Origin of the sequence: Novosphingobium sp. SG707 (assembly GCF_012275515.1) — a bacterium.
Lineage (GTDB): Bacteria > Pseudomonadota > Alphaproteobacteria > Sphingomonadales > Sphingomonadaceae > Novosphingobium.
Genome location: NZ_JAAZQL010000002.1, coordinates 245,000 through 267,742, shown reverse-complemented (window position 1 = coordinate 267,742; position 22,743 = coordinate 245,000). Strand labels below are relative to the sequence as shown.

Annotated in this window: 18 protein-coding genes; 7 read left to right on the top strand and 11 right to left on the bottom strand. The window is 64.9% G+C overall.

All coding sequences use genetic code 11. The features are described from left to right. The first annotated feature begins 86 nt into the window (after positions 1-86). Positions 87-938 (top strand): helix-turn-helix domain-containing protein, encoded by an 852-nt coding sequence (locus FHW92_RS05995; RefSeq protein ID WP_168602355.1) that lies wholly within the window; start codon positions 87-89, stop codon positions 936-938. Between the two features lie 9 nt (positions 939-947). Here the strand turns inward: FHW92_RS05995 and FHW92_RS05990 are convergent, their stop codons facing one another. From FHW92_RS05990 to FHW92_RS05975, 4 genes are all read right to left on the bottom strand, one after another. Further along, positions 948-3,059, bottom strand: a complete 2,112-nt coding sequence (locus FHW92_RS05990; RefSeq protein WP_168602354.1) for an acetate--CoA ligase family protein — start codon at positions 3,057-3,059, stop codon at positions 948-950. A 25-nt stretch (positions 3,060-3,084) separates the two neighbouring features. After that, positions 3,085-3,936, bottom strand: a complete 852-nt coding sequence (locus tag FHW92_RS05985; RefSeq protein ID WP_168602353.1) for a p-hydroxycinnamoyl CoA hydratase/lyase — start codon at positions 3,934-3,936, stop codon at positions 3,085-3,087. Positions 3,937-4,119: 183 nt separating this feature from the next. After that, the gene (locus FHW92_RS05980; RefSeq protein ID WP_168602352.1) at positions 4,120-4,866 is read right to left on the bottom strand and encodes a FadR/GntR family transcriptional regulator; all 747 of its coding nucleotides are present in this window, start codon (positions 4,864-4,866) and stop codon (positions 4,120-4,122) included. Positions 4,867-4,962: 96 nt separating this feature from the next. Then, positions 4,963-5,871, bottom strand: coding sequence for a LysR family transcriptional regulator (locus tag FHW92_RS05975; protein ID WP_168602351.1), 909 nt, complete (start codon positions 5,869-5,871; stop codon positions 4,963-4,965). A 113-nt stretch (positions 5,872-5,984) separates the two neighbouring features. Between FHW92_RS05975 and FHW92_RS05970 the strand changes: the two genes are divergently transcribed. Genes FHW92_RS05970 through FHW92_RS05960 form a run of 3 tightly spaced genes read left to right on the top strand, consistent with a single transcriptional unit; the run spans position 5,985 to position 8,006 of the window. Beyond that, positions 5,985-6,761, top strand: coding sequence for a class III extradiol ring-cleavage dioxygenase (locus FHW92_RS05970; RefSeq protein ID WP_168602350.1), 777 nt, complete (start codon positions 5,985-5,987; stop codon positions 6,759-6,761). 39 nt (positions 6,762-6,800) lie between these two features. After that, the gene (locus tag FHW92_RS05965; RefSeq protein ID WP_168602349.1) at positions 6,801-7,385 is read left to right on the top strand and encodes an NAD(P)H-dependent oxidoreductase; all 585 of its coding nucleotides are present in this window, start codon (positions 6,801-6,803) and stop codon (positions 7,383-7,385) included. Positions 7,386-7,397: 12 nt separating this feature from the next. Continuing rightward, positions 7,398-8,006, top strand: coding sequence for a YceI family protein (locus FHW92_RS05960; protein ID WP_168602348.1), 609 nt, complete (start codon positions 7,398-7,400; stop codon positions 8,004-8,006). A gap of 77 nt (positions 8,007-8,083) precedes the next feature. Here the strand turns inward: FHW92_RS05960 and FHW92_RS05955 are convergent, their stop codons facing one another. The 4 genes from FHW92_RS05955 to FHW92_RS05940 form a co-directional block, all read right to left on the bottom strand. Next, positions 8,084-8,599, bottom strand: coding sequence for a hypothetical protein (locus tag FHW92_RS05955; RefSeq protein ID WP_168602347.1), 516 nt, complete (start codon positions 8,597-8,599; stop codon positions 8,084-8,086). Positions 8,600-8,709: 110 nt separating this feature from the next. Next, entirely contained in the window at positions 8,710-11,142 is a 2,433-nt protein-coding gene (locus tag FHW92_RS05950; RefSeq protein ID WP_168602346.1) for a TonB-dependent receptor, read from the bottom strand. A 118-nt stretch (positions 11,143-11,260) separates the two neighbouring features. Next, entirely contained in the window at positions 11,261-11,938 is a 678-nt protein-coding gene (locus tag FHW92_RS05945; protein ID WP_216662325.1) for a response regulator transcription factor, read from the bottom strand. After that, positions 11,938-13,137 carry a HAMP domain-containing sensor histidine kinase gene (locus FHW92_RS05940; protein ID WP_168602344.1) on the bottom strand — a complete coding sequence of 400 codons (1,200 nt, stop codon included), beginning with the start codon at positions 13,135-13,137 and terminating at the stop codon, positions 11,938-11,940. The genes FHW92_RS05945 and FHW92_RS05940 overlap by 1 nt, the downstream gene beginning before the upstream one ends. Before the next feature lie 112 nt (positions 13,138-13,249). Between FHW92_RS05940 and FHW92_RS05935 the strand changes: the two genes are divergently transcribed. Further along, positions 13,250-13,570: a DUF779 domain-containing protein gene (locus FHW92_RS05935; protein ID WP_168602343.1), complete on the top strand. Its 321-nt coding sequence runs from the start codon at positions 13,250-13,252 to the stop codon at positions 13,568-13,570. A gap of 114 nt (positions 13,571-13,684) precedes the next feature. On the opposite strand, the gene lepA is transcribed toward FHW92_RS05935, so the two are convergent. Then, positions 13,685-15,502, bottom strand: coding sequence for a translation elongation factor 4 (lepA, locus tag FHW92_RS05930; protein WP_168602342.1), 1,818 nt, complete (start codon positions 15,500-15,502; stop codon positions 13,685-13,687). A gap of 248 nt (positions 15,503-15,750) precedes the next feature. Next, positions 15,751-18,474 carry an EAL domain-containing protein gene (locus tag FHW92_RS05925; RefSeq protein WP_349237651.1) on the bottom strand — a complete coding sequence of 908 codons (2,724 nt, stop codon included), beginning with the start codon at positions 18,472-18,474 and terminating at the stop codon, positions 15,751-15,753. Positions 18,475-18,699: 225 nt separating this feature from the next. Here FHW92_RS05925 and FHW92_RS05920 point away from each other — a divergent pair, with 225 nt between their 5' ends. Together FHW92_RS05920 and FHW92_RS05915 are read left to right on the top strand one after the other, a co-directional pair. Then, positions 18,700-20,001 (top strand): FAD-dependent oxidoreductase, encoded by a 1,302-nt coding sequence (locus FHW92_RS05920; RefSeq protein WP_168602341.1) that lies wholly within the window; start codon positions 18,700-18,702, stop codon positions 19,999-20,001. Positions 20,002-20,138: 137 nt separating this feature from the next. After that, positions 20,139-21,278 carry a diguanylate cyclase gene (locus FHW92_RS05915; RefSeq protein ID WP_168602340.1) on the top strand — a complete coding sequence of 380 codons (1,140 nt, stop codon included), beginning with the start codon at positions 20,139-20,141 and terminating at the stop codon, positions 21,276-21,278. Between the two features lie 317 nt (positions 21,279-21,595). Here the strand turns inward: FHW92_RS05915 and dnaN are convergent, their stop codons facing one another. Further along, positions 21,596-22,714 carry a DNA polymerase III subunit beta gene (gene dnaN, locus FHW92_RS05910; protein WP_168602339.1) on the bottom strand — a complete coding sequence of 373 codons (1,119 nt, stop codon included), beginning with the start codon at positions 22,712-22,714 and terminating at the stop codon, positions 21,596-21,598. Positions 22,715-22,743: the final 29 nt, after the last annotated feature.

Here is a 22,743-nt window from a genome sequence, read left to right as displayed (position 1 = left end):
GGGGCAGGCCGATTGGCGCGGATATTGACAGCGGCGCGGCTTTGCGGAAAGGGATGGGTCGGTCATTCTATTGGCACTTTTCGGACATGCACGACACATCCCCTGCCATTCCCGTCTATGGCCTGTTTGGCGAGAGCAATACGCCCTCGCCCGCAGGTTTTGCCCATATCGAAACGATTGCCGAACGATCCAGCCTGCATGACTGGGAAATCTCGCCCCATCGCCATGAACGCGGCATTCAGGTACTTATCGTTAGTGCAGGACAGGCTGAGGTGACGCTGGATGGCGCCCGTTTCGCGCTGGTGCCGCCCGCCTATGTCGTGCTGCCTGCGGGCAGCGTGCATGGCTTTCGCTTCAGCCCCGGCACGCATGGGCATGTGCTGACGCTTTCGCTCGATTTTGCCGGACGGGCGCAAGGGGCGGATGATCCGCTGCGCCGTCTATTGGCCAAGGGCGGCCATGGCACGATGAGCGAAAGCGCGGCGCGGCGTGTGGGCCTGCTGGCCGGGGAAATGAACGCTCTGGCGCAGGAATGGCAGGACGGTCATCTCTTCCTCGCCATGGCCGAGGCTTTGGCGCGAAGCCTGCCCGACCCGGAATTGAGCGCCGAGAGCATGGATGACCGCCGCCTCGCGCAATTCCGCCATCTGGTCGAGGTGCATCTGCGCGAACATCGCGGTCTGGATTTTTACGCCGATCATATCGGCTGCACCCCGCGAACGCTGGGGCGCCTGTGCCATGCCCGTCTGGGGGGCAGCCCGCTTGATGTGATCCATCGCCGTCTGGGCGTCGAGGCGCAGCGCCTGCTGCGCTATACCAATGCGACCATCACCCAGATCGCGCAGGAATTGGGCTTTGCCGACCCGTCCTATTTCTCGCGCTTTTACCTGCGCGTGATGGGCCAGCGGCCTCAGGCGGAGCGAGATCACTCCGCCTGAGTTCACCGTTTACTTCACCAGCATCAGCGCGTCGAGCGCCACAACGCCCTCGCCTGCGGGATGCAGGATCACCGGGTTGAGGTCCATTTCCAGAATGGACGGTTCGGCCAGCAAGACCGCGCTGATCTGACGGATCAGCTTGGCCAGCGCCGCCACGTCCAGCGCGGGCGAACCGCGATAGCCCTTGAGCAAGGCCGCCTGCTTCAGCCCATAGAGCTTATCGACAATGGCGTCTTCCGACAGGTCGGGCGTAATCAAGGCCACGTCGGCCAGAATTTCCGCCGTCACCCCGCCAAAACCGGCCAGCACCACCGGACCCCATTCGGGATCATTCTTGGCGCCCACGATCATTTCCAGACCGCGCTTGCCCATCTTCTCGATCAGCACGCCGTCGAGATTGATCGAGGCATCATAGGCCGCGACATTGGCCACCATCTTGGGGAAAGCCGCGCGCACAGCGTCAGCATCGGCCAGATTGAGCATAACCCCGCCCGCATCCGACTTGTGACCCAAAGCCGCCGCCTGCGCCTTCATCGCCACCGGATAGCCCACGGCTTCGGCCGCAGCCACAGCAGCTTCGGCATCCGCCGCGAACTGACCCGAGGGGAAGCTGATGCCCAGCGGACCAAGCAGCGCCTTGGCCTGATATTCGGCCACCACGCCTGCATAGTCACCCAGACCCGCCACCGACAGCGCATCCGGCGCCGCATTGGTCAGATCCAGCGCCGCCCGCCGCGTCAACGCGGCCAGAGCGCGGAAAGCCCGCTCGGTGGTGGGGAACCAGGGAATGCCGCGAGCGCGCAGATCCGCGATGTAATGCGCGGGCATATCCGCGCCTTCATCGAGGCCCGCAAAGACCAGCGGCTTGGTGATCTCGCGCCCGTCGAGAGCGGCAACAATCGCAGGCACCTTGATCTTGGCCGTGATCGGATCGGACTGGATGATGCCGGCCACGACCGCACCCACGCGCGCATCATCCATCAGCGCGCCCAAGGACTGCGTATAGATCACCGGCTGCGACAGGCCCTGCGCGGTAATATCCAGCGGGTTCGACACCGGCACGAAAGGCGGCAAGGCAGCGCGCAGTTCCGGGCTGTCCTCATCATGCAGATCGGCCAGCGGCAGACCCAGTTCCTCGGCCAGATCGAGCGTCAGCGCCTTGAACGCGCCGCTCTCGCCCAGCACGGCGGCCGAAGGATGGCTCATCCCCGCACAGCGGATCAGGATCTCGGCAATATCGCCCAGTTCCTGAAGCGTTTCGGCAAAGATCACGCCGGTGCGTTCCACCTTGGCGCGCATCAGCTTGTAATCGCCCGCCATGGCGCCGGTATGCGTGGCCGCGCTTTCCCGCGCCGCCGAGGACTTGCCGGGGTGCAGCAGGACAATGGGCTTGCCCGCCGCGCGCGCCCGGTCCGCCGCCGCGATGAAGCGGGCCGGATCGCGGAACTGCTCGACGATCATCGCGATCACCTGCGTATCGGCATCATCGACCAGCCAGTCGAGATAATCCTCCACGCCCGAGGCCGCCTCATTGCCGGTGGAAACCGAATAGGAACAGGCCAGTTCGCGCGCCAGCAAAGTGGTGCACAGCACCGCCGCCATCGCGCCCGACTGCGACACCACCGAGACCGAACGACGTCCGGCGGGCGGCACAATCGCCGTTTCCACAAAGGTCAGCGGCACGCCATCGACATGGTTGACCATGCCAAGGCAGTTCGGCCCTTCGATCACCATGCCGGATTCGGCCGCAATGCGCCCGATCTCGGCCTGTTCGGCCATGCCCGCTTCGCCATCCTCGGCAAAACCGGCGGCAAAGATGATCGCGCTGCCCACGCCGCGTGCGGCAAGGCCCTTGATCGTATCAAGCACGAAGGCGCGGGGAATGGCGAGAACCGCCACATCCACGCCATCGGGCAAAGCATCCACCGAGGGCAGGCAGGCGCGCTCCCCGATCTTTTCCCGGTTGGGATTGATCGGGTAAATCGCGCCCGCATATCCGGCACGGTCCAGATTGCTGATCAGCGTTGCGCCCAGAGCGCCCGGCTTGTCGCTTGCGCCCACCACCGCAACACTGCGCGGCTTGAGCAGGCGAGCAATGCTCGCCCGTTCCAGTCTTGCCATCTTAACTGCCCTCTCCGGAGGATGATTACTTGTTGATCTTGGTGATGTCGAACGTGCCCAGACCCGGCTTGAAGGTCTTGTCGTCAAGGAACTGCTTGGTCGCTTCCTTGCGCCCTTCCAGACCGCCAAAGCCGTTCAGCGCTTCCTGCGCGCGGATCAGATAGTCTTCGGCATTGTCATAGGTCATTTCGACCATGCGGCGCATCGCCCACTTCGTGGCGCGCAGCGCGTTGGCGTCCTTCTTGAGCAGCGCTTCGGCGATCTCGATCACGCGGGCCTTGAGCTGGTCATGCGGCACGCTTTCGGTCACCAGACCCTGCGCTTCGGCCTGCTTGCCGGTCAGGTTCTCGCCCATCATGGCGTGATACATCGCCTTGCGCAGCGGCATCAGTTCCTGCGCCACCTTGGACGCGCCGCCGCCGGGCAGGATACCCCAGTTGATTTCCGACAGGCCGAACTTGGCATCGTCCGAGGCGATGGCGATGTCGACCGCATAGAGCGGGCCATAGGCGCCGCCAAAGCACCAGCCGTTGATCATGCCGATGGTCGGCTTTTCATACCAGCGCAGACGTTCCCACCAGTTATAGGCTTCACGCTGCGCCTTGCGGGTGGCCCACAGGCCCTTCTGTTCGTTTTCGCGGAAATATTCCTGAAGGTCCATGCCCGCCGAGAAAGCCGAGCCTTCGCCCGTCAGCACGACCACGCCCACGTCCTCGCGGAATTCCAGATCTTCAAGCACGCGCGTCATCTGACGGTTCAGCTTGGGGCTCATGCAATTGCGCTTCTCGGGGCGGTTGTACTTCACCCAGGCGATGCGATTCTCGATGTGGACCGCAACGGTATCTTCTTCTGCGCGTTCAATGGTCTGCTCGGTCATGACAAGCTCCTCTCCGAATGGACGGTGCCTCCCGCTTGGGACGGCGTATGCTATTATTCATAACATTTATCCCGAGCGCGTCAAGCCGCTCTGCAAGGCCTCTCAAACGCGAGCGCAAAAACGGCCCGCCCCGGCCCCATGCCGGAGCGGGCCGCGCAGGGCCGCCATCGTCGCTTTGAAAATTCAGGCTATGCTGTCCACCACGTCCGAACGGGCATATTCCAGCAGCACCCGCATCGCGCGGCGCGCGCCATCCGGGTCGCCCGCCGCAATGGCCTGATGCACCGCCTCATGCTCGGGCAGGGAATTGCGCGGCGCGGGCGAATTGCTCTGCTTGAAATGCGTGGTCCAGCGCACCGCCGCCCCCACCGATCCGATCAGCGAGGTCAGCGCATCATTGCCCGCCGCCTCCAGCATGGTGGAGTGGAAATCCTGATCCGCCGCCTGTCCCTCGCCGCAGGCAAGGCCATGGACGCGCATCCCGTCAAGCGCCTGACGCATTCCGGCCAGATGGCCGTCATGGCGCCGCTCGGCCGCCAGCGCCGCCGCCTCAGGCTCAATGATCCCGCGCAGTTCGAACAGGTCGCGCACGAAATCACGATCCGGCTTTTCCGAAAACATCCACGCCAGAATGTCGGGATCAAGCAGGTTCCATCGCCGCCGGGGCAACACATGCGTCCCCGCCTTGGGCCGGCTCTCGATCAGCCCCTTGGCGATCAGGATGCGGATCGCCTCGCGATAGGCGGTGCGCGATACGCCCAGACGCTCGGACGCCTCGATCTCTCCGCCCAGCGACGAGCCGGGCTCATGCGTGCTGTTGAGGATGGCGATGCCCAACTTGCGCGCGATGGCCTGATGGATGCGCAGCCCCTCGCCCCCCTTGCGCTTGCGCGATCTGGTGACGGGTGGCGGCGTGGCTGTAGATGACATTATGACAAAATCTCCCTGAACCTTTTGTGTAAGCCCGCCGGGGCCGGGGCGCAACGCCTGCCGTACAATGCTGCGCACAAAGAACGGGGTTTTGCCTCAGACTTTCCCGCTCTGCGGCCTGTTCGGCGCCTCGCCGGAAAACAGGTCTTTCTCGGCCGCAAAGGCATCGTTGAGCGCATCGATCACCGCTCTGATGCGCGGCATGTGGCGCAAATCGGCATGAACCCCCAGCCACACTTCGCGCGACGGCCCCAGCCCCGCATCCAGCCGCACCACCCCCGGATCACGATCGGCCAGATAACAAGGCAGACAGACCACGCCGATCCCCGCCCCCGCGGCGGCCAGTTGCCCGTCGCGGCTGTTGTTGCGCATGGCCACGCGCGCATGGGGCAGCATTTCAGCCAGCCAGCGCGCCTCGGGCTGATGGGCATGATCCTCCAGCACGGTGATGATCGCATGGTCCGGGCCGGCCAGATCCTGTCCATGCTCGGCCAGATAATCGGGGCTGGCGTAAAGCGCGCTCGAGGCGGTCGTCATGCGGCGGGTGATGACGTCATGGCTGTCAAACCGGGTCATGCGGATGGCAATGTCGGCCTCGCGCTTGGACAGGCTGAGCGAGCGGCTGTCGGTCAGCACGTCCAGCGTGATCGCCGGATAGCGCGCCTGCAAAGCCCGCACCGCGCCGGGCAGCAGCAGGTTCGACAGGACCTCCACCGTGGTCAGCCGCACCACGCCCGAGAGCGCCACGTCGCGCCCCTGCACCATGCGCTCGACCGCGATGGCCTCGGCCTCCATCCGCTCGGCATTGCCCAGCACCGCCTCGCCCAGCGCGGTCAGCTCATAACCATTGGTGGTACGCTGCAACAGGCGGGCGCCGTTGCGCGCCTCCATCGCTTCCAACCGGCGGCTCATGGTGGACTGGCGCACGCCCAGTTCGCGCGCGGCGCCCGACAGGCTGCGCGTGCGGGCAATGGCCAGAAAGCTGCGAACGTCATCCCAATCCATAGACACCTATCCGTTTTCGCATGGATGATCTGCAATATTGGCCAATTGGAATGCAAAAGTCATTAGCCTATTTAGTTCTCAACGCCGAGCAAGTCTCGGCACGGAGAAAATCGATGCAGCCCACTCTCTATCTCTCACACGGTTCGCCGATGCTGGCGCTGCAGGACCACCCGGCGCGCCATTTCATCGCGGGCCTTGGCGGCCAGCTGGAACGCCCGGACGCCATCGTGGTGATCTCGGCCCATTGGGAAACCGACGTTCCCACCGTCAATGCGGTAGCAAGCAACGAGACGATCCACGATTTCTATGGCTTTCCGCCCGCGCTTTATGCGCTCACCTATCCCGCCCCCGGATCGCCCGATCTGGCCGCGCGGGTGGTGGATCTGCTGGGCGATGCGGGCCTGCGCGCCGGGATCGACACGCGGCGCGGGCTGGACCATGGCGCATGGACGCCGCTGCTGCTGATGTGGCCCGAACATACCATTCCGGTGGTGCAGCTCTCGATCCAGAGCCGCCTCGGGCCGGGCCATCATGTGCAACTGGGCCGGGCGCTGAACGCCTTGCGCAAAGAGAATGTCCTCGTGCTGGCCTCGGGCAGCTTTACCCACAATCTACGCGCCATCAGCCGTCACTTGGGTGATGGACCCAGCCCGGAATGGGTGACGTCCTTCGCCGACTGGATGCACGATGCGCTGATGAACGGGCGGACATGCGATCTGGTTTCCTATCGCCGCCTTGCCCCCTATGCGGTGGAAAACCATCCCACCGACGAGCATCTGCTGCCGCTGTTTGTCGCGCTGGGCGCGGCGGGCGAAGGGGCAAAGCCGACCCGCATTCACCAATCCACCGATCTGGGCATCCTGCGCATGGATGCCTACCGCTTCGACTGAAATCTTCCCCTCTCATTTCCCCCGTACAGGAGAATTCCCATGGCTAATGTTCTTGTCATCCGTTCGGCCGCCACTGGCGAAGCCTCGGTCAGCAACAAGCTGATCAACGCCTATCTGGCCGCCCACCCCGAAGCCAATGTGGTTGAGCGCGACCTCGACGCCAATCCGGTGCCCCATGTCGACTCCGCCTCGCTGGCCGGGATCGGTCGCCAGGCCCCTGAAGGCGACCAGTTCGCCGCCGCCCGCGCGCTTCAGGACGAAATCATCGGCGAAGTTTTTGCCGCCGACATCATCGTGATCGGCCTGCCGGTCTATAACTTCGGCATGCCCTCGACGCTCAAGGCCTGGTTCGATTACGTCAGCCGCGCCGGCACCACGTTCCAGTACACCGAAAAGGGCCCCGAAGGTCTGGTCAAGGGCAAGAAGGCCATTCTGGCCCAGGCCCGCGCCGGCAAGTATGACGACGCCACCGGCTTCCCCTTCGCCGTGCCCCACACCAAGAGCCTGCTCAGCTTTGTGGGCGTCGATGATGTCACCGTCGTCACCGCCGAAGGTCTGGCCTTTGGCCCCGAAGCCGCAGCCGAAGCCATCTCGGGCGCGGTTGCCGAAATCAGCGCTTTGTAAGGAATCATCGCCATGTTTCGTTCTTTGATCGCCGCCGCCCTGATCGTTGCCCCGGTTGCCGCCTATGCGCAGTCGCCGGTGGCCAACCCCGCCCCTGCCGCCGTGCAGGCGGGCAATTACGCGGTCGAAACCACCCACACCCGCGTGCAGTTCACCGTCAGCCATATGGGCTTTTCCGATTGGTACGGCGATCTGACCGGCGTCACCGGCTCGCTGGTGCTTGACCCCAAGGCGCCCGCCGCAGCCAAGGTGGACATCACCATCCCGGTCAGCAGCATCTCGACCACCAATGCCACGCTGGACGGCGAGTTGAAGAGCGAAGCATGGCTGGATGCGGGCAAATATCCCGAAATCCGCTTCACCTCGACCGGCGTGACGCCCACCGGCCCGCGCACCGCCAATATCGCGGGCAATCTGACATTCCACGGCGTGACCCGCCCGGTGGTGCTGAAGGCCGCGTTTCTGGCCAGCGGCGTGAACCCGCTGAGCAAGGGCTATACGGTGGGCTTTAACGCCACCGCCGCGCTCAAGCGCAGCGATTTTGGCGTGAAGACCTACATCCCGCTGATCGGCGATGAAGTGACCCTGCGCATCAGCGCGGCCTTTGAAAAGGCCAAGTAAGAGCTGCCCGCACAACCCTTGCCCCCCGAGGGTTGCGTGAACCCCCGTCCGGCGCTGCCGGGCGGGGGTTCGTCGTTTTACGGGTTCAGGCCATTCGCCCAGTCATGGGCGGCCTGCGCATAAACATAATTGGCATCGCAGATTTTCAGGTCGGCCTCGGTGATGCTCGCCAGGACGGGATTGGCGGCGGGGCCTTCAGGAATTGCGGCAGGGTGATCTGTGGCGGCGCGGGCTGGATCGGGCGCGGATGGGCGCAGGCGGTGAGCGGCAATATAGGCAGCAAGGCGAGCATCCCCCTGCGCCAGCGCGGCGGCATGTCGGGCATCGGCATCATCGGCAAGGCTCCTGTAGCGGGCTTCGGCGGCGGTTTTGGCGGCGGCGGCGGCCTTGCGCTCGGCATCCCATGCGGATTGGGTGGCGTGGGCGGCGGCGGCCCAATGCGCGGCGCGATGATATTGCCACCCCGCCACGCCCAGCGCGACCAGCGCCAACCCCGCCCAAAGCCGCAAGGCCGAACCGTCCAGCCAGCGGGCCAGCCCGCGCAACCAGCGCAAGGCCCCCTCCATGCTCAAAAACAGCGTGTTAAGACCCATGAGAACAACTCCCTGAGACCGGGCATCCTCGCATTTTTGCGAATCGCCCGGCCCGGCAGAGTTATCAGCGCCTTGGCCGTGTAGGACAGAATTTTAACCGAAACGGTTAATCACAGCTGCACCCGCAGCCCCACCTCGAACCGGCGCGGCGCGGCGGGGGCAAGGAATGTGCTGTGCACCAAAGGCCGCTCGCCGCCGATCACCGGGCCGCTGAACGGGCGGGCGACAAAGGCGCCATTGGCGTCGAAGCCGCTGGCCGCCAATTGCGCCGCTGTGGCGTAATGGGCGTTCATCAGATTGCTGACCCCGGCGGTAAAGATCACACCCTTGCGCGGCCGGATTTCCAGTGAGGCATTGACCACCGCATAGGCATCGGTTTTGCCCGCGCCCAGATAATAGGTGCCGTCGGGCTGGTGCAGATTGTTCTCATTCCCCCGTGCATAGACGCCGCCGGCCGCCACCATTTCCGCCCGGACGCTCAGCCATGAGGCCGCGTCAAAACCCGCCTGCGCCTTGAACAGATGGCGCGGCAGGAGCGGCAGACGGTCGCCGGGGCGCACGGCGATCTCGCCATCGAAACCGGGGGCCGCGGCGTCATTGCTGCTGTTCGATCCGCCGTTCAGCGTCAGCGGGGTGCGATAGGTGGCGTCGAGCAACGTATAGCTGCCCCCCACCTGCCAGCGCCCCCAATGCGCCGCGCCGCTGGCCTCGATGCCCTGCCGCCGCGTGGTGCCGACATTGGCAAAATAGCCAAAGCCCGAAGCCCCGCCCGCAATGAATTGAATATCATCGTGATTGTCGCTGCGAAACGCGGTCAGCCGCAGGTTCCACGCCTTGCGCTCGATCCGCGCGCCCAGCGAGAGGCTGCGCGCCACCACCTGCCGCAGCGGCGGATCGCCCGCCATCGCATTGGGCAGGCGGCAGGGGCTGGCCGGGTCCGAACAGCCCAGCTCCACCGCCGAGGGCGCGCGCGAACTCTCGCCCGCCTGCGCGGTGATGGTCAGGCCATGGGCCACGTGCCAATCGACCATGGCCGAGGGGTTGAACCGCGCGAACACCGGATCAGCATCGAGCGACCCCGTGCCGCCGCCCGGCGTGATCTGATCCCGATTATGCAATTGCGTGCGGTCATACCGCCCCGCCAGCGTCACCGTCACCCGCGACCCCAGCGTCAGCACATCGGCGGCATAGAGGCCAAGGCTGGAAATCCGGCTATGCAGATCGACGCGGGCGTCAAAGGCATTTTCGCTGTTCTGCGTGCCATCGGCAAAGGCCCCCGGCCCCGACACGGCCACCACCGAATGATCGGACAACAAGTAACCAAACTGGCTGTTCTGGATAAACCGCGCCCGCGCCTGCGCATAGCTGGCCCCCACGGTCAGATGCTGCCCCATGCCGGTCCAGCCCAGTTCCACCGCCCCGCCCCATTCTTGCTGGCGCGTGGAGGAGCGCGTCAGCAACCCGTTGCATTTCTCATTCGGCTCACCATTGAGCAGGACATTGGCGATGCAGCGCCATTTGGGAAAGGCGGTATTGGCCTGCGTCTCGCCGCTGATGGGGAAACCGGTATAGCCCGCCTCCGTCAGCGCCGCGCGCTCGGCGGCATTGGGCTGATACAGGCTCTCGCCCAGCGCGCCCTCGTTCATGTCGCCATTGATGCTGCGCGTCACGATGCTGCGCCAGAAGGCATTGGCCGAGAGGGTGAGATTTTCCGACAGGCGATGATGGCCCGACAGGGTGATCTGGCTGGCGATATTGCGGGTGTTGTCGGGCGAAGTATAGACGCTGCGCCAGTCGCGGGCGAGCAGGCGGTAATCCTGCAACCCATTGCCGTTGAGATCGGATTGCGCGCGGTTGAAGCTCAGGCTGATCCCGCTATTGGCCCCTTCCCAGCCCGCCTTGGCAAAACCCTTCCACGCCTTGCTGGCCGAGGCATAGCGCCAGCCATCCTCCTGAAACCCCTCCAGCGCGCCATACCAGTGCAGACCATTGTCGGCCTTGCCGCCCGCCTCGATGCTGCCGCGCAGCCGTCCATAGGAGCCGCCCGAAACCGAGGCCGCAATGCCCGGCGCGCTGCGCCCATCCTTGGTGCGGATGCTGAGCGCCCCGCCCAGAGCGTTGCGCCCGAATTGCGGCGCGGCGCCCTCGACCAGCGTCACCTGTTCCATCGCCGCCGAGGGGAGCAGGTCCCAGCTCACCACCTCGCCAAAGGGCTGGTTGGCGCGCACGCCGTCGACATAGACCGCGATCCCCTGCGGCGTGCCCAGCAGCGGCGAGGCGGTATAGCCGCGAAACGACAGATCGCTTTGCAGCGGATTGCCCTGCACCTCGTTGATGACCACGCCCGGCGTCTGCCGCGCCAGCGCATCGCTGACGCTCAACGCCTGCATCGCGCGCAAAGCCTTGGCGTCGATCAGCACCCGCCCACTGTCCGCCGCGCCCGACAAAGGCGTGCTGGCGCTGACGACAATGGCCGCATCTTCGGCCTGTGCCACAGCGGGCATGACCATAGCCGCAACCATCAACGCAAAACGCCCCTGCATATGCCTCTCCCTGTATGCGCCCGTTGGCCGGGTCGCCTGACGGGTTCTGGCTATCAGAGGTTGCGCCGGGAAAACCTTAGAAAGGCCTCAGACTGGCAAAGGTATAAGGCGGACAGAATTACGTCTTATTTTCAGTTATTTCTATCGCCACACCCGTTCCGCGCACGGTGCGCACCTGCACTTCGGGGGCGGCCTGCGCCAGCCTTTTGCGCAGCGAGGAGAGCACCACGTCCAGCGCATTATCCGTCACCGCCGCATCGCCCCACACCGCATCCATCAGCGCCCGGCGCGTCACCACGCCGCCGCGCGCGCGCAGCAATTGCGTCAGTACGAGAATGCCCTTCGGCTCAAGATCCAGCCTTTGCCCCGCCCATCGCGCCTCGCCCGCCAGGGGGTCGACCTCCAGCGCGCCCAGCACCAGCGGATCGGGGCGGCGCTGTTGCGCATGGCGCACCATCACCCGCACGCGGGCCAGCAATTCGGCAAAGGCAAAGGGCTTGGCAAGATAGTCATCCGCCCCGGCCGCAAAGCCATCGAGCCGATCATCCAGCCCGCCCCGCGCGGTCAGCATCAGCACCGGCAGCCGATGCCCATCAGCCCGGAGCGCGCGGCAAACATCCAGCCCATCGCCATCGGGCAGGCCAAGATCGAGCACCAGCGCCTCCACCCCGCCCTGCGCCACCAGCGGGGCGACCTCCGCCCCCCGCCGCAGCCAGCGCGCAGCCAGCCCCGCCGCTGTCAGCCCCTGCGCCAGCGTGCGGCCAATGGTCACGTCATCCTCGACGATCAGGATCATCACGCCTCCTCCATGGGCAGGCTCAGGACGATGCGCGCGCCGCCCGTCGGCCGGTTTTCCGCGCGGATCGCGCCGCCATGCTGATTGGCCACCCATCGCGCAAGGGCAAGGCCAAGCCCGGTGCCACCGCGATGGCGCCCTTCCTCGCTTTGATAATAGGCCTCGAAAATCAAAGGCAAATCGGCCTCGCCCATGCCGGGGCCATGATCGGCGATCGACAGGATGGCATGGGCGCCATCGCAGACAAGCGCAATTTCCAGCGCCGCGCCGGGGTCGGAGATTTTCAGCCCGTTGTCGATGATGGCCAGCAGCGCCTGACCCAACCAGCGCCCGTCAGCCCGCACACGCACGGGATCGGCGGGCGGATCATAGGCCAGATCAACCTCGACCAGCCGCGCAAAAGGCCCCGCCGCCGACAGCGCCCCGGCAACGATGTCGCGCAGGTCGCAAGGGGCGAGCGTCAGCACCGGCTTGCCTTCCTCGGCGCTGGCCAGGCTGAGCATTTCGTCGATGCGATGCGAGAGGAATTGCGCCTGCGCCACCACATCCTGCAGCGCGGCCGGGCAATCGCCCTCGGCAGCCAGCGTCACCTCGGCCAGCGAGCGCATCGCGGCAACCGGGGTGCGCAATTCGTGGCTGGCCTTGGCAAAGAACAGGCGGCGCGAGCGGTCCACGGCCTGCAATTGCGCACTGCGGGCGGCCACTTCGCGCTCCAGCGCCCGATTGGCCCAGACCAGCCGCCACAACCCCGCCCCCGCCGAGGCCAGCGCCAGCAGCGTCAACAACCCGCCCAGCACCAGCATCCTGCGGCGGCTGTGATCAAGCGCGGCGCGGGCGGCGGCGACTTCGGCGCGCTCACCCGCCATCATCGTGGCCAGCAGGGCCTCGCGCCGGGCAGTGTCGGCCATGGCGGGCAGCCGGTTGATGCGGGCCAGCTCGTCGCTGTGCGCGGGCGAACCCAGCGCGCTTTCCTGCGCCACCAAGGCGCGATATTCGGCCAGGCGTGGCGGGATCTGCGCCAGAGGCTGTCCCGCAAGACCGGCGATCAGACCCGCCTGCCGCTCGGCCAGCAGGGCGATTTCAAACTGCCGCGCCGCGCTGCTAAGGCTGAGCACAAAGCCCGCCATCAACGCCGCCAGCGCCGCCGCCATCACCAGCCATCCGACAAAGCCGCGCGCGATGGGCATGGGACGGGACATGGGGGCAGGTTCGGGCATACTTTGGGTTCTCATGCCCCGCCCATCGTCGCAAGCCCCCCTTGTGCCAAAGTCCCATTCGCCAGAGAGGGGGCGGCCATGGCATAGGTGTGCGATGACCAGCACGCGCCAGATCCCGATTACCCCCGCCGCCCATGCCGCTCTCGACCGGCTGCGTGCCGAGCATGGACGGCTGGTGCTGCATGTGACGGGCGGATGCTGCGATGCTGGCACGCCGCTTTGCCTTGCCGAGGGGGACATCATCCTGGGCCAGCGCGATCAGTTGCAGGGGATGTGCGATGGCGTGCCGCTCTACCGCATGAGCGATGAGGCCGAGCAATGTCCGGTCTCGCTGGCGCTGGATGTGGAACCGGGCCGGACGGTGGGCTTTTCGCTCGATATCGGCGATGGCACAAGGTTTGTGCTGCGCGGCTAACCCCGCTAAGCGGCTTCAAAAATCGCCAGAAAGCCACCGCGCCTTTAACACGCAACCCCATAACGGGATTGCAAAGGGCTTTCGCCCTTTGCCCGCCGGAGGCCTCCTAAACCCTTATTCCTCGCCCATCCGCAGCGCAGCGATGAACGCTTCCTGCGGGATCTGCACATTGCCATACTCGCGCATCCGGGCCTTGCCCTTCTTCTGCTTGTCGAGCAGCTTCTTTTTGCGGCTGATGTCGCCGCCATAGCACTTGGCGGTCACGTCCTTGCGCATGGCGGCGATGGTTTCGCGGGCGATGACCTTGCCGCCGATGGCCGCCTGGATCGGGATCTTGAACAGGTGGCGTGGGATCAGGTCTTTGAGGCGCTCGCACATATGGCGCCCGCGTTCCTCGGCCACGCTGCGGTGGACGATCATGGACAGCGCATCGACCGGCTCGTTGTTGACCAGGATGCCCATCTTGACCAGATCGCCCTCGCGCAGGCCGATCTGTTCATAGTCGAAGGATGCATAGCCGCGCGAAATCGACTTGAGGCGGTCATAGAAATCGAACACCACTTCGTTGAGCGGCAATTCATAATTCACCTGAGCGCGCCCGCCGACATAGGTCAGGCCCGTCTGGATGCCGCGACGGTCCTGACACAGCTTCAGGATGCTGCCCAGATATTCGTCGGGCGTGTAGATGGTCGCCTTGATCCACGGCTCGTCGATCTGTTCGATCCGGCTGGGATCGGGATAGTCGGCGGGGTTGTGCAGCATGATCTCGCCTGCATCGTCGGTGCGGCTGGCGCGCAACTGGATGCGATAGACCACCGAGGGCGACGTGGTGATCAGGTCAAGGTCATATTCGCGGCTCAGGCGCTCCTGAATGATTTCAAGATGCAGCAGCCCAAGGAAACCGCAGCGATAGCCAAAGCCCAGCGCGGCCGAGGTTTCCATTTCAAAGCTGAACGATGCATCGTTCAACCGCAACTTGGCGATGCTCTCGCGCAGCTTTTCAAAATCGGCCGCGTCCACCGGGAACAACCCGCAGAACACCACCGGCTGCACTTCCTTATAGCCCGGCAGAGCCTCGGTCGCGCCGCCCTTGACCGTGGTGATCGTGTCACCGACCTTGGCCAGTTCAACTTCCTTGATCTGCGCGGTGACAAAGCCGATTTCGCCCGGCCCCAGTTCGGCCAGTTCCTCGCGCTTGGGCGTAAAGCAGCCCACGCGGTCGATCAGATGTTCGGTGCCGCCCTGCATGAACTTGACGTTCAGGCCCTTGTTGATGACGCCGTCGATGACGCGCACCAGAATGACCACGCCCAGATAGGGGTCATACCAGCTGTCGACCAGCATCGCCTTGAGCGGCTTGGATCGGTCGCCCTTGGGCGCGGGGATCTTCTTGACCACGGCCTCAAGGATTTCCTCGATGCCGATGCCCGACTTCGCCGATGCCAGAACCGCCTCGCTGGCGTCCAGACCGATCACTTCCTCGATCTCGGCCTTGACCTTTTCCGGCTCGGCGGCGGGCAGGTCGATCTTGTTGATGACGGGCACGATCTCGTGGTCATGCTCGATCGACTGATAGACATTGGCCAGCGTCTGAGCTTCAACCCCCTGCGCCGCATCGACCACCAGCAGCGCGCCCTCGCAGGCCGCCAAGGACCGGCTGACCTCATAGGCAAAGTCCACATGGCCCGGCGTGTCCATCAGGTTCAGCTCATAGACCTCGCCGTCATGCGCCTTGTAATTCAGGCGGACGGTCTGGGCCTTGATGGTGATCCCGCGCTCTTTCTCGATGTCCATATTGTCCAGCACCTGCGCGCTCATCTCGCGCTCGGTCAGCCCGCCGGTGAACTGGATCAGCCGGTCAGCCAGCGTGCTTTTGCCATGGTCAATATGAGCAATAATAGAGAAATTGCGGATCTTGGACTGGTCGGTCATGAAATGTCTTTATCAAAAGGGCGCGGGCCAAAAGGGCGGTAAATCCCCACCCCACATAGAATCGCAGCCGTTAGCAGCACCGGCCCGCCCTGTCACGTTATGATGGTTGGCAAATCGCCTGCGCGATTTGCCCCGGCACCGGCCCTCTCCCCCGGCCCTGCCACCCAACAGCATACCCCATAGGGTAACAGGGCCGGGGGAGAGGGTCGACGCCGGAGGGAACCGTACAAGGCGGTCCCCCTAACCTCCTACCCCACCTGCCGATAGGTCGGCGCCTCGCCGTCGCGGTCCTGCGGGCCGAACAGGCTGGCGCGGATGATCGCGCCGCTGCCCTCAAAGGCCACCGGCTCGGCAAAGGCAACACCCGTGCGGCCATAGCGGCTCCAGCGCACCGTGGCTCCCACCGCCAGATCGTCGGACAGTTCGATCAACATTTCCATGCCCATCGGCACATCGGTCAGCCCTTCGAACATCGCGCCATTTTCCGAAATATTGCGGATCGTGGCGGGATAGCGGCGGCCCTGCGCGGTCAGCATCACCTTGCGCAGCATCGTGCGGCGCGGGGCGCGGGCCGAACGCGGGCCTCTCGCCTCGATGATGCCGCCCGAGCTCAGCCGCATGTCGGCCTCGTCGCGCGGCAGGGGCTTGGAGAAGATATAGCCCTGCACATGGCTGCAGCCCAGTTCGCGCACCAGATCGAGTTCGTCGAGCGTCTCCACGCCTTCCGCCGTCGTCTCCATGCCCAGCGCATCGGCAAGGCTGACGATCGAGGCGATGATCGCGCCATTGCGGCTGCCCGGCATCGTCGCGCCGCGCACAAAGCTCTGGTCGATCTTGATCTTGTCGAAGGGCGCTTTTTTCAGATAGCCCAGCGAGGAATAGCCGGTGCCGAAATCATCGAGCGCCAGACGCACGCCGATCCGCTTGAGCGCGGTGAACATCGCATCCGTATTGGCGCTGTCGTTCAAAAACACGCTTTCGGTGATTTCCAGCTCCAGCCGCGCCGGATCGACGCCGGCGGCTGCCAGCGCATTCGTGATGATCGTGGGCAGCGCCGGATTTGCAAATTGCAAAGGCGAGACATTGACCGCCGCCCGCACATGCTCGGGCCAGCGCGCCAGATCATGGCAGGCCGTGCGCAAAGCCCATTCGCCGATCTGGGTGATAAGGCCCGTATCCTCGGCCACCTCGACAAATTTGGCGGGCGACAGGCGGCCCAGCGTGGGATGGTTCCAGCGCAGCAGCGCCTCGAACCCGGTGATCTTCTGCTGGCTCAGCGCGACCGAGGGCTGATAGTAAAGCTCCAGCCCGCCATGCGCCAAGGCGTCGCGCAGGTCATGCTCAAGCTGGCGGCGCTCCTCGGCGTCGGAATGCAGTTCCTCGTCATAGAAGTGATAGACGCCGCGCCCGCGATCCTTGGCGGCATAAAGCGCAAGGTCGGCATTGCGGATGATCGCCTCGCTGGTCACGCCGTCATCGGGGGCCATGGCGATGCCGATGCTGGCCCCGATCACCACCCGCGCGCCGTCGATCGAATAGGGCTGCGACAGGTTCTCGATGATGCTGGTGGCCAGCGTGGCCAGCTTGTCGCGCGCGATGCGGCCCGGCAGGATGACCTTGAATTCATCCCCGCCCAGACGCCCCACCCGGCCTGCCTCGCCCACGGTGCGCTGCAAACGCTGCGACACCTGTTTGAGCAGCGCGTCGCCCGCCGGATGGCCCATCGTATCGTTGACCTGCTTGAACCTGTCCAGATCGAGCAGGAACACCGCGCAGTCGCGATGATCGACCTTGGGCGCCGACAGGATCTTTTCCAGCGTCTGGCTCATCTGGAACCGGTTGGCCAGCCCGGTCAGCGAATCGAAATGGGCAAGGCGCGTGGCATGCTGCTCGCTGCGCCGCTTCTCGGTCAGATCGCTGCCCGCGCCACGGAAGCCCAGGAAATTGTTGAAAGCATCATAGACCGGGCGACCATTGACCGCCCACCATTGCTCATCCCCATCCTTGGCCGCGCGCAGCGCCAGATCGTTAAAGCCCGAACGCGCGTTGAGATGGAACAGCAAGGTCCGCTCGCCCACCTGCTCCTGCTCCTGCATCACGAACAGGTCGGTCAGCGGGCGGCCGATCAGATCGCCCTCCTCGCGCCCCAGCAAGGCGATGATATTGGGCGAAACATAGGTCAGCGCCCCCTTGCGGTCGGTTTCCCAGAACCAGCCCTGCCCGGTCTTTTCAAACTCGTTCAGCAATTCCTCGGCGCGCATCTGGGCGTGGCGCATCTCGCGCTGTTCGGCTTGCCCGGCGCGGTCGATGCCCAATTGGCGCAGCGCCGCCACCAGCCCGATGCCTCCGCCCAGCACCAGCGTCACCAGCGTATAGACCGAGCCCAGCGCCAGCGCGATCGGCGTCCACAGCGCCAGCTTGGCCGCCACCATCGTAAACAGCCGCCCCGACAGCGTGACCGCCATCACCAGCCCAACCACCACCATCGCGCCGATCAGCAGCACCGGTTCGGACAACATGCCCGATGCGAACCACATGGCCAGACCCGCGCCGTAAAGCAGCATGGGCACGACCACCCCCGCCACCATCGCGGCCACGCGCAGCGCCAGCGGGCGGCGACTGGTGCGTTCAAACGATACGAACAGGCGCGCGGCCGCCACCATCGCTACCGCCGCGCCCAGCAGGCCGAGCACCACCGGCCCGGGCATCCGAAACTGATTGAGCCAGAGCATCATGGCCGCGATGCCCATCGCGATCGCGGTCATCGACCAGCCTTCGGAAATCAGGAAATAGCCCAGATAAGGCTCGCTTTCGCGGCGCACGGGATCACTTTTGCGGCGCAGATGCGTGACATCAACAGGGGCCGACTCGGGCTCGGGCGCGGCGGCGGCGCGACGGCGCTCCATGGCCGGAGCGGGCGCGGGCGTTTCGGCTTTTCGCAGCAGGGCTTGCGCCCGATTGGACTTGGTCACGCCTGATGTGCCCCTGTGGGAATTGGTGAAGTCATGGCACCCGAATTGCCCGAAATGCTTTTAAATCGCGTTAAGGACATCTGCGGAGCCGCGCGCCCATCGGGGCTTGCAACGGCAAGCAAACAGGTATGTGATAAGAATCAACGCGAGAACGCCCGCAAGCCGAACGGGCCCGCACAAAAAGGAGGCGCAACAAGGCGCCATAAAAGGGAGTGCATCAGACCCATGCTGCATCTTGCCATCATCGGTTCCGGCCCGGCCGGATATTACACCGCCGAAGCCGCGCTCAAGCGCTGGGGCGAGGAGGTGCATGTCGATATATTCGATCTTCAGCCGGTGCCCTTTGGCCTGATCCGCAGCGGGGTGGCCCCCGACCATCAATCGATCAAGGGTGTTGCAAAACGCTATGACGCCGTGGCGCAGGCCCCCAATGTGCGCTTCATCGGCAAGGTGGCGGTGGGGCGCGATGTCTCGATTGCCGAATTGCAGGAATTGTATGACGCGGTGGTGCTGGCCACGGGCGCGCCGTCGGATCGCGCGCTGGGCATACCAGGCGATGATCTGGGCAATGTGTTTGGCAGCGCAGCCTTCGTCGGCTGGTATAACGGCCATCCCCATTTTGCCGATCTGGCCCCCGATTTTGCCGGAGCCCATGCGGTGGTCATCGGCAACGGCAATGTCGCGCTCGATATTGCGCGGATTCTGGCCAAGGTGCCGCAGGAGTTTGAGGGCGCCGATATTGTCGCCCATGCGCTTGATGCGCTGAAAGGCTCGGGCATCGCCTCGGTCACGATCCTTGGCCGCCGCGGCCCGCATCAGATTGCCATGACCCCCAAGGAACTGGGCGAGTTGGGCAATCTGGAGCGCGCCCGCCCGCGCGTCGATCCCGCCGACCTGCCGCCCGAAGCCGAGGACGCCGCGCTCGATCCGGGCATGCGCAAATCGGTTCAGCACCTGCGCGCCTTTGCCGCCGATGGGGGTGCGGACAAACCCTTCACCATCGACTTCGACTTCTTCGCCGCTCCGCGCGCGCTGATCGGCGATGGGTCGGTGCGTGCGGTCGAGGTCGAACGCACCGCGCTGGTCGATGGCCGCGCGGTCGGCACGAGCGAAACTTATCAGGTCCCCGCCGATCTGGTGATTGCGGCCATCGGCTATCGCACCAATCCCATCGAGGGCGTGCCCTATGACACTGCCGCCGGGCGCTTTGCCAATGAGGAGGGGCGCATCCTGCCCGGCCTTTACTGCGTCGGCTGGGCGCGGCGCGGGCCTTCGGGCACGATCGGCACCAATCGCCCGGACGGCTTCGCCATCGTCGATCGCATCGCGGAGGATTTCCCCACCCCCGGCGACAAACAGGGCCGCGCCGGTTTCGAAGCTTTGGCCGCCGCGCGTGGGGTTGATTTCGTGACCTTTCGCGATTGGCGAAAGATTGACGAAGCCGAAGTCGCCCGCGCTCGCGATGGCGCCCCGCGTGAGAAATTCGTAGCCTTCGATCAAATGCTTGCCGCCGCCGGTAAGCATTAAAAACTTGTTAGCTTAACCCTGAATTAGTCATTTCCACTTAGTTCTCGCGTCAGCAGAGCTAAGCGGGGAGTGACTAATTGCCGGTTGATCCAAAGCGGGATTTGTCAAACCCCTCCCCGCGCAGGCGATGGCACAAGATGCGCCGCCGCCTGTTTTCGCCTTTTACCGCCCCCGTGCCGCCGCGCGTGGCCGGGGCCATGGTGCGCCTGCAGTATCAGCGGGTCAGCGCCCATTTGCCCTGGCTGTGCCTGCTGCTGGGGATCCACTCGCTGGCCACGGCGCTGGCGCTGCGCGGCAATTTGCCCCTGTGGCAGCAATGGGGACCCGCCGGGCTGATTTCGGCCACCTGCCTCTATGTCCTGATCCGCAACCGCCGCCGCAATCGCGCCGCGGCCCCGCTTCCGCGCGCCCAGATCTATCGCCACCTGCGCCGCGCCAGCATGATGAGCGCGCCGGTCGGGCTGATCGCCGGGATTTGGGCCGCCAATGCCTTTACCCATGCCTCTCACCAATATTGCATGGTCGCGCCGGTTTTCATCGCCATCGCCGCGCTGACCAGCGCCTCGTGCCTGCTGGGCGTGCCGCGCGCGGCCATTGCGGGCATGGTGAGCGCGATCGCCCCGATTGCGCTGAAACTGGCGCTTTATGATTCGCTGGGCATGCGGGCGCTGGCGCTGATGCTGGTGCTGATGACGGTGATGCAGATCCATGTCGTGTTGGCCAAATTCAACGAAACGCTGGCCATGCTGACCCAGCAGCATCAGGCGATCCGCGCCTCGCTGACCGACCCGCTGACCGGGCTGGACAACCGCCTCGCCTTTATGCGGATGCTGGAGGACCGGCTGATGCGGGACCGGCCGATGATGCTGGTGCTGGCCGATCTGGACGGGCTGAAACAGGCCAATGACACCCACGGCCATCTGGCGGGCGACGCCATCCTGGCCGAAGTGGCCCACCGGATGCAGCGCCTCGGCGCGCGGGCACTGTGTGTGGCGCGGCTGGGCGGCGATGAATTCGCCATGCTCTACGACATTTCGCGCGGCCAGCAACTCGCGCTGGGCGAGGTCGCGGCGGTGCGTGCGGGCCTCTCGCTGCCCATCGTGTGGAACGGCATCATCGTCCCCATCGGCGCCAGCTTCGGCACCGCCATCGCGCCCCTCGAAGGCGCCGATGCCGCCGCGCTCATCCAGTCCGCCGACTGCCGCCTCTATGCCGACAAAGCCTCCCGCAAGCGAGCTGCGCCGCGTGAGGTGCCGCAAAGGATTTGGCGGTTTTAAAAGGATTTAGGAGAAAAGTTTGCCTCCGGCGGGCAAAGGGACTCGTCCCTTTGCAATCCCGTTAATGGGACGGCGTGAGGTTGACAGCGAAGCGCAAAATCCATGGCTCCTCAAAAGCCTGCGGCGCGGTGAACTGGCGCGGATCGGCGCCGCAGGCTTTAAAAGCATAAGCACAACGCTGCCTGTCTGGCGCAACCCAGTATCGGGATTGCAAAGGGCCCCCGCCCTTTGCCCGCCGGAGGCATCAAAATCCCAAAACAAAAAGAGGCGGGAAAGCCCAAAGCCTCCCCGCCCCTTTGTTCAATCGCCCGAGCCGATCACACCCGCATCGGCATCAGCACATAGAGCGCAGGGCTCTTGTCGCTTTGACGGATCAGGGTCGGCGCGCCGGCATCGGCCAGATGGAGTTCGACATTGTCGCCATCGATCTGGTTCAGGATGTCTTTCAGATAGGTCGCATTAAAACCGATCTCGAACCCGGTCGAACCGTAATCGGCGGGCAGTTCTTCAGCCGCCGTGCCATTGTCCGGCGAAGTCACCGAGAGCGTCACGCGGTCGGTTTCCAGCGCCATTTTCACCGCGCGGGTCTTTTCCGTAGCGATCGTGGCCACGCGGTCCACCGCCTCATAGAAGCTCTTGGGGTCCAGACGCAGCAGCTTGTCATTGCCGGTCGGGATCACGCGATTGTAATCGGGGAACGTGCCGTCGATCAGCTTACTGGTCAGCACCACGCCCTCTTCGCCGCCCAACGAGAAACGGATCTTGCTGGCCGACAGGTCGATGGCGACATTGCTGTCAGCATGTTCGTCGAGCAGCTTGCGCAATTCACCCACGCATTTGCGCGGCACGATGACGTCGGGCATGCCGTCCGCGCCTTCCGGCTTGGCCAGCGTAAAGCGTGCCAGACGGTGGCCATCGGTGGCGGCCGCCTTCAGCTCTTCCTCGGAAACATGGAGGAAGATGCCGTTGAGATAGTAACGCGTTTCCTCGGTGCTGATCGCAAAGCGCGTGCGGTCGATCAACTGCGCCAGCGTGGCGGCGGGCACCTCAAAGCTGGTGGGCAGATCGCCCTCGATGATGACGGGGAAATCGTCACGCGGCAGGGTCGGCAGTTGGAACCGGCTGCGCCCGGCCTTGATCACAAGGCGGTTGTCGGCGGTTTGCAGCGAGACCTGCGCCCCATCGGGCAGCTTGCGCGCGATGTCGAACAGCAGATGCGCCGAAACCGTGATCGCGCCGGGCGCCTCGACGCTGACGGCGGGCAGATGCTCGACGACCTGAAGATCAAGGTCGGTGGCCATCAGGCGGACCGAACCGGTGCCGCTGGCCTCGATCAGCACGTTGGAAAGGATGGGGATGGTATTGCGCCGTTCCACCACCGATTGCACATGGCTCAAACAACGCAGCAAGGTCGCGCGTTCGATCGTGGCTTTCATGGCGTTTCTGTTCCCAAACTGTGTGGAGG

Bases quoted from the DNA above. Each gene is read 5' to 3' on its own strand.
- FHW92_RS05955 (WP_168602347.1), bottom strand. From the start codon at position 8,599: ATGGGTCTTAACACGCTGTTTTTGAGCATGGAGGGGGCCTTGCGCTGG.
- dnaN (WP_168602339.1), bottom strand. From the start codon at position 22,714: ATGAAAGCCACGATCGAACGCGCGACCTTGCTGCGTTGTTTGAGCCAT.
- FHW92_RS05965 (WP_168602349.1), top strand. From the start codon at position 6,801: ATGGCTAATGTTCTTGTCATCCGTTCGGCCGCCACTGGCGAAGCCTCG.
- FHW92_RS05995 (WP_168602355.1), top strand. From the start codon at position 87: ATGCACGACACATCCCCTGCCATTCCCGTCTATGGCCTGTTTGGCGAG.
- FHW92_RS05950 (WP_168602346.1), bottom strand. From the start codon at position 11,142: ATGCAGGGGCGTTTTGCGTTGATGGTTGCGGCTATGGTCATGCCCGCT.
- FHW92_RS05920 (WP_168602341.1), top strand. From the start codon at position 18,700: ATGCTGCATCTTGCCATCATCGGTTCCGGCCCGGCCGGATATTACACC.
- FHW92_RS05990 (WP_168602354.1), bottom strand. From the start codon at position 3,059: ATGGCAAGACTGGAACGGGCGAGCATTGCTCGCCTGCTCAAGCCGCGC.
- FHW92_RS05915 (WP_168602340.1), top strand. From the start codon at position 20,139: ATGCGCCGCCGCCTGTTTTCGCCTTTTACCGCCCCCGTGCCGCCGCGC.
- FHW92_RS05975 (WP_168602351.1), bottom strand. From the start codon at position 5,871: ATGGATTGGGATGACGTTCGCAGCTTTCTGGCCATTGCCCGCACGCGC.
- FHW92_RS05970 (WP_168602350.1), top strand. From the start codon at position 5,985: ATGCAGCCCACTCTCTATCTCTCACACGGTTCGCCGATGCTGGCGCTG.
- FHW92_RS05945 (WP_216662325.1), bottom strand. From the start codon at position 11,938: ATGATCCTGATCGTCGAGGATGACGTGACCATTGGCCGCACGCTGGCG.
- FHW92_RS05935 (WP_168602343.1), top strand. From the start codon at position 13,250: ATGACCAGCACGCGCCAGATCCCGATTACCCCCGCCGCCCATGCCGCT.
- FHW92_RS05980 (WP_168602352.1), bottom strand. From the start codon at position 4,866: ATGTCATCTACAGCCACGCCGCCACCCGTCACCAGATCGCGCAAGCGC.
- FHW92_RS05985 (WP_168602353.1), bottom strand. From the start codon at position 3,936: ATGACCGAGCAGACCATTGAACGCGCAGAAGAAGATACCGTTGCGGTC.
- FHW92_RS05940 (WP_168602344.1), bottom strand. From the start codon at position 13,137: ATGTCCCGTCCCATGCCCATCGCGCGCGGCTTTGTCGGATGGCTGGTG.
- lepA (WP_168602342.1), bottom strand. From the start codon at position 15,502: ATGACCGACCAGTCCAAGATCCGCAATTTCTCTATTATTGCTCATATT.
- FHW92_RS05960 (WP_168602348.1), top strand. From the start codon at position 7,398: ATGTTTCGTTCTTTGATCGCCGCCGCCCTGATCGTTGCCCCGGTTGCC.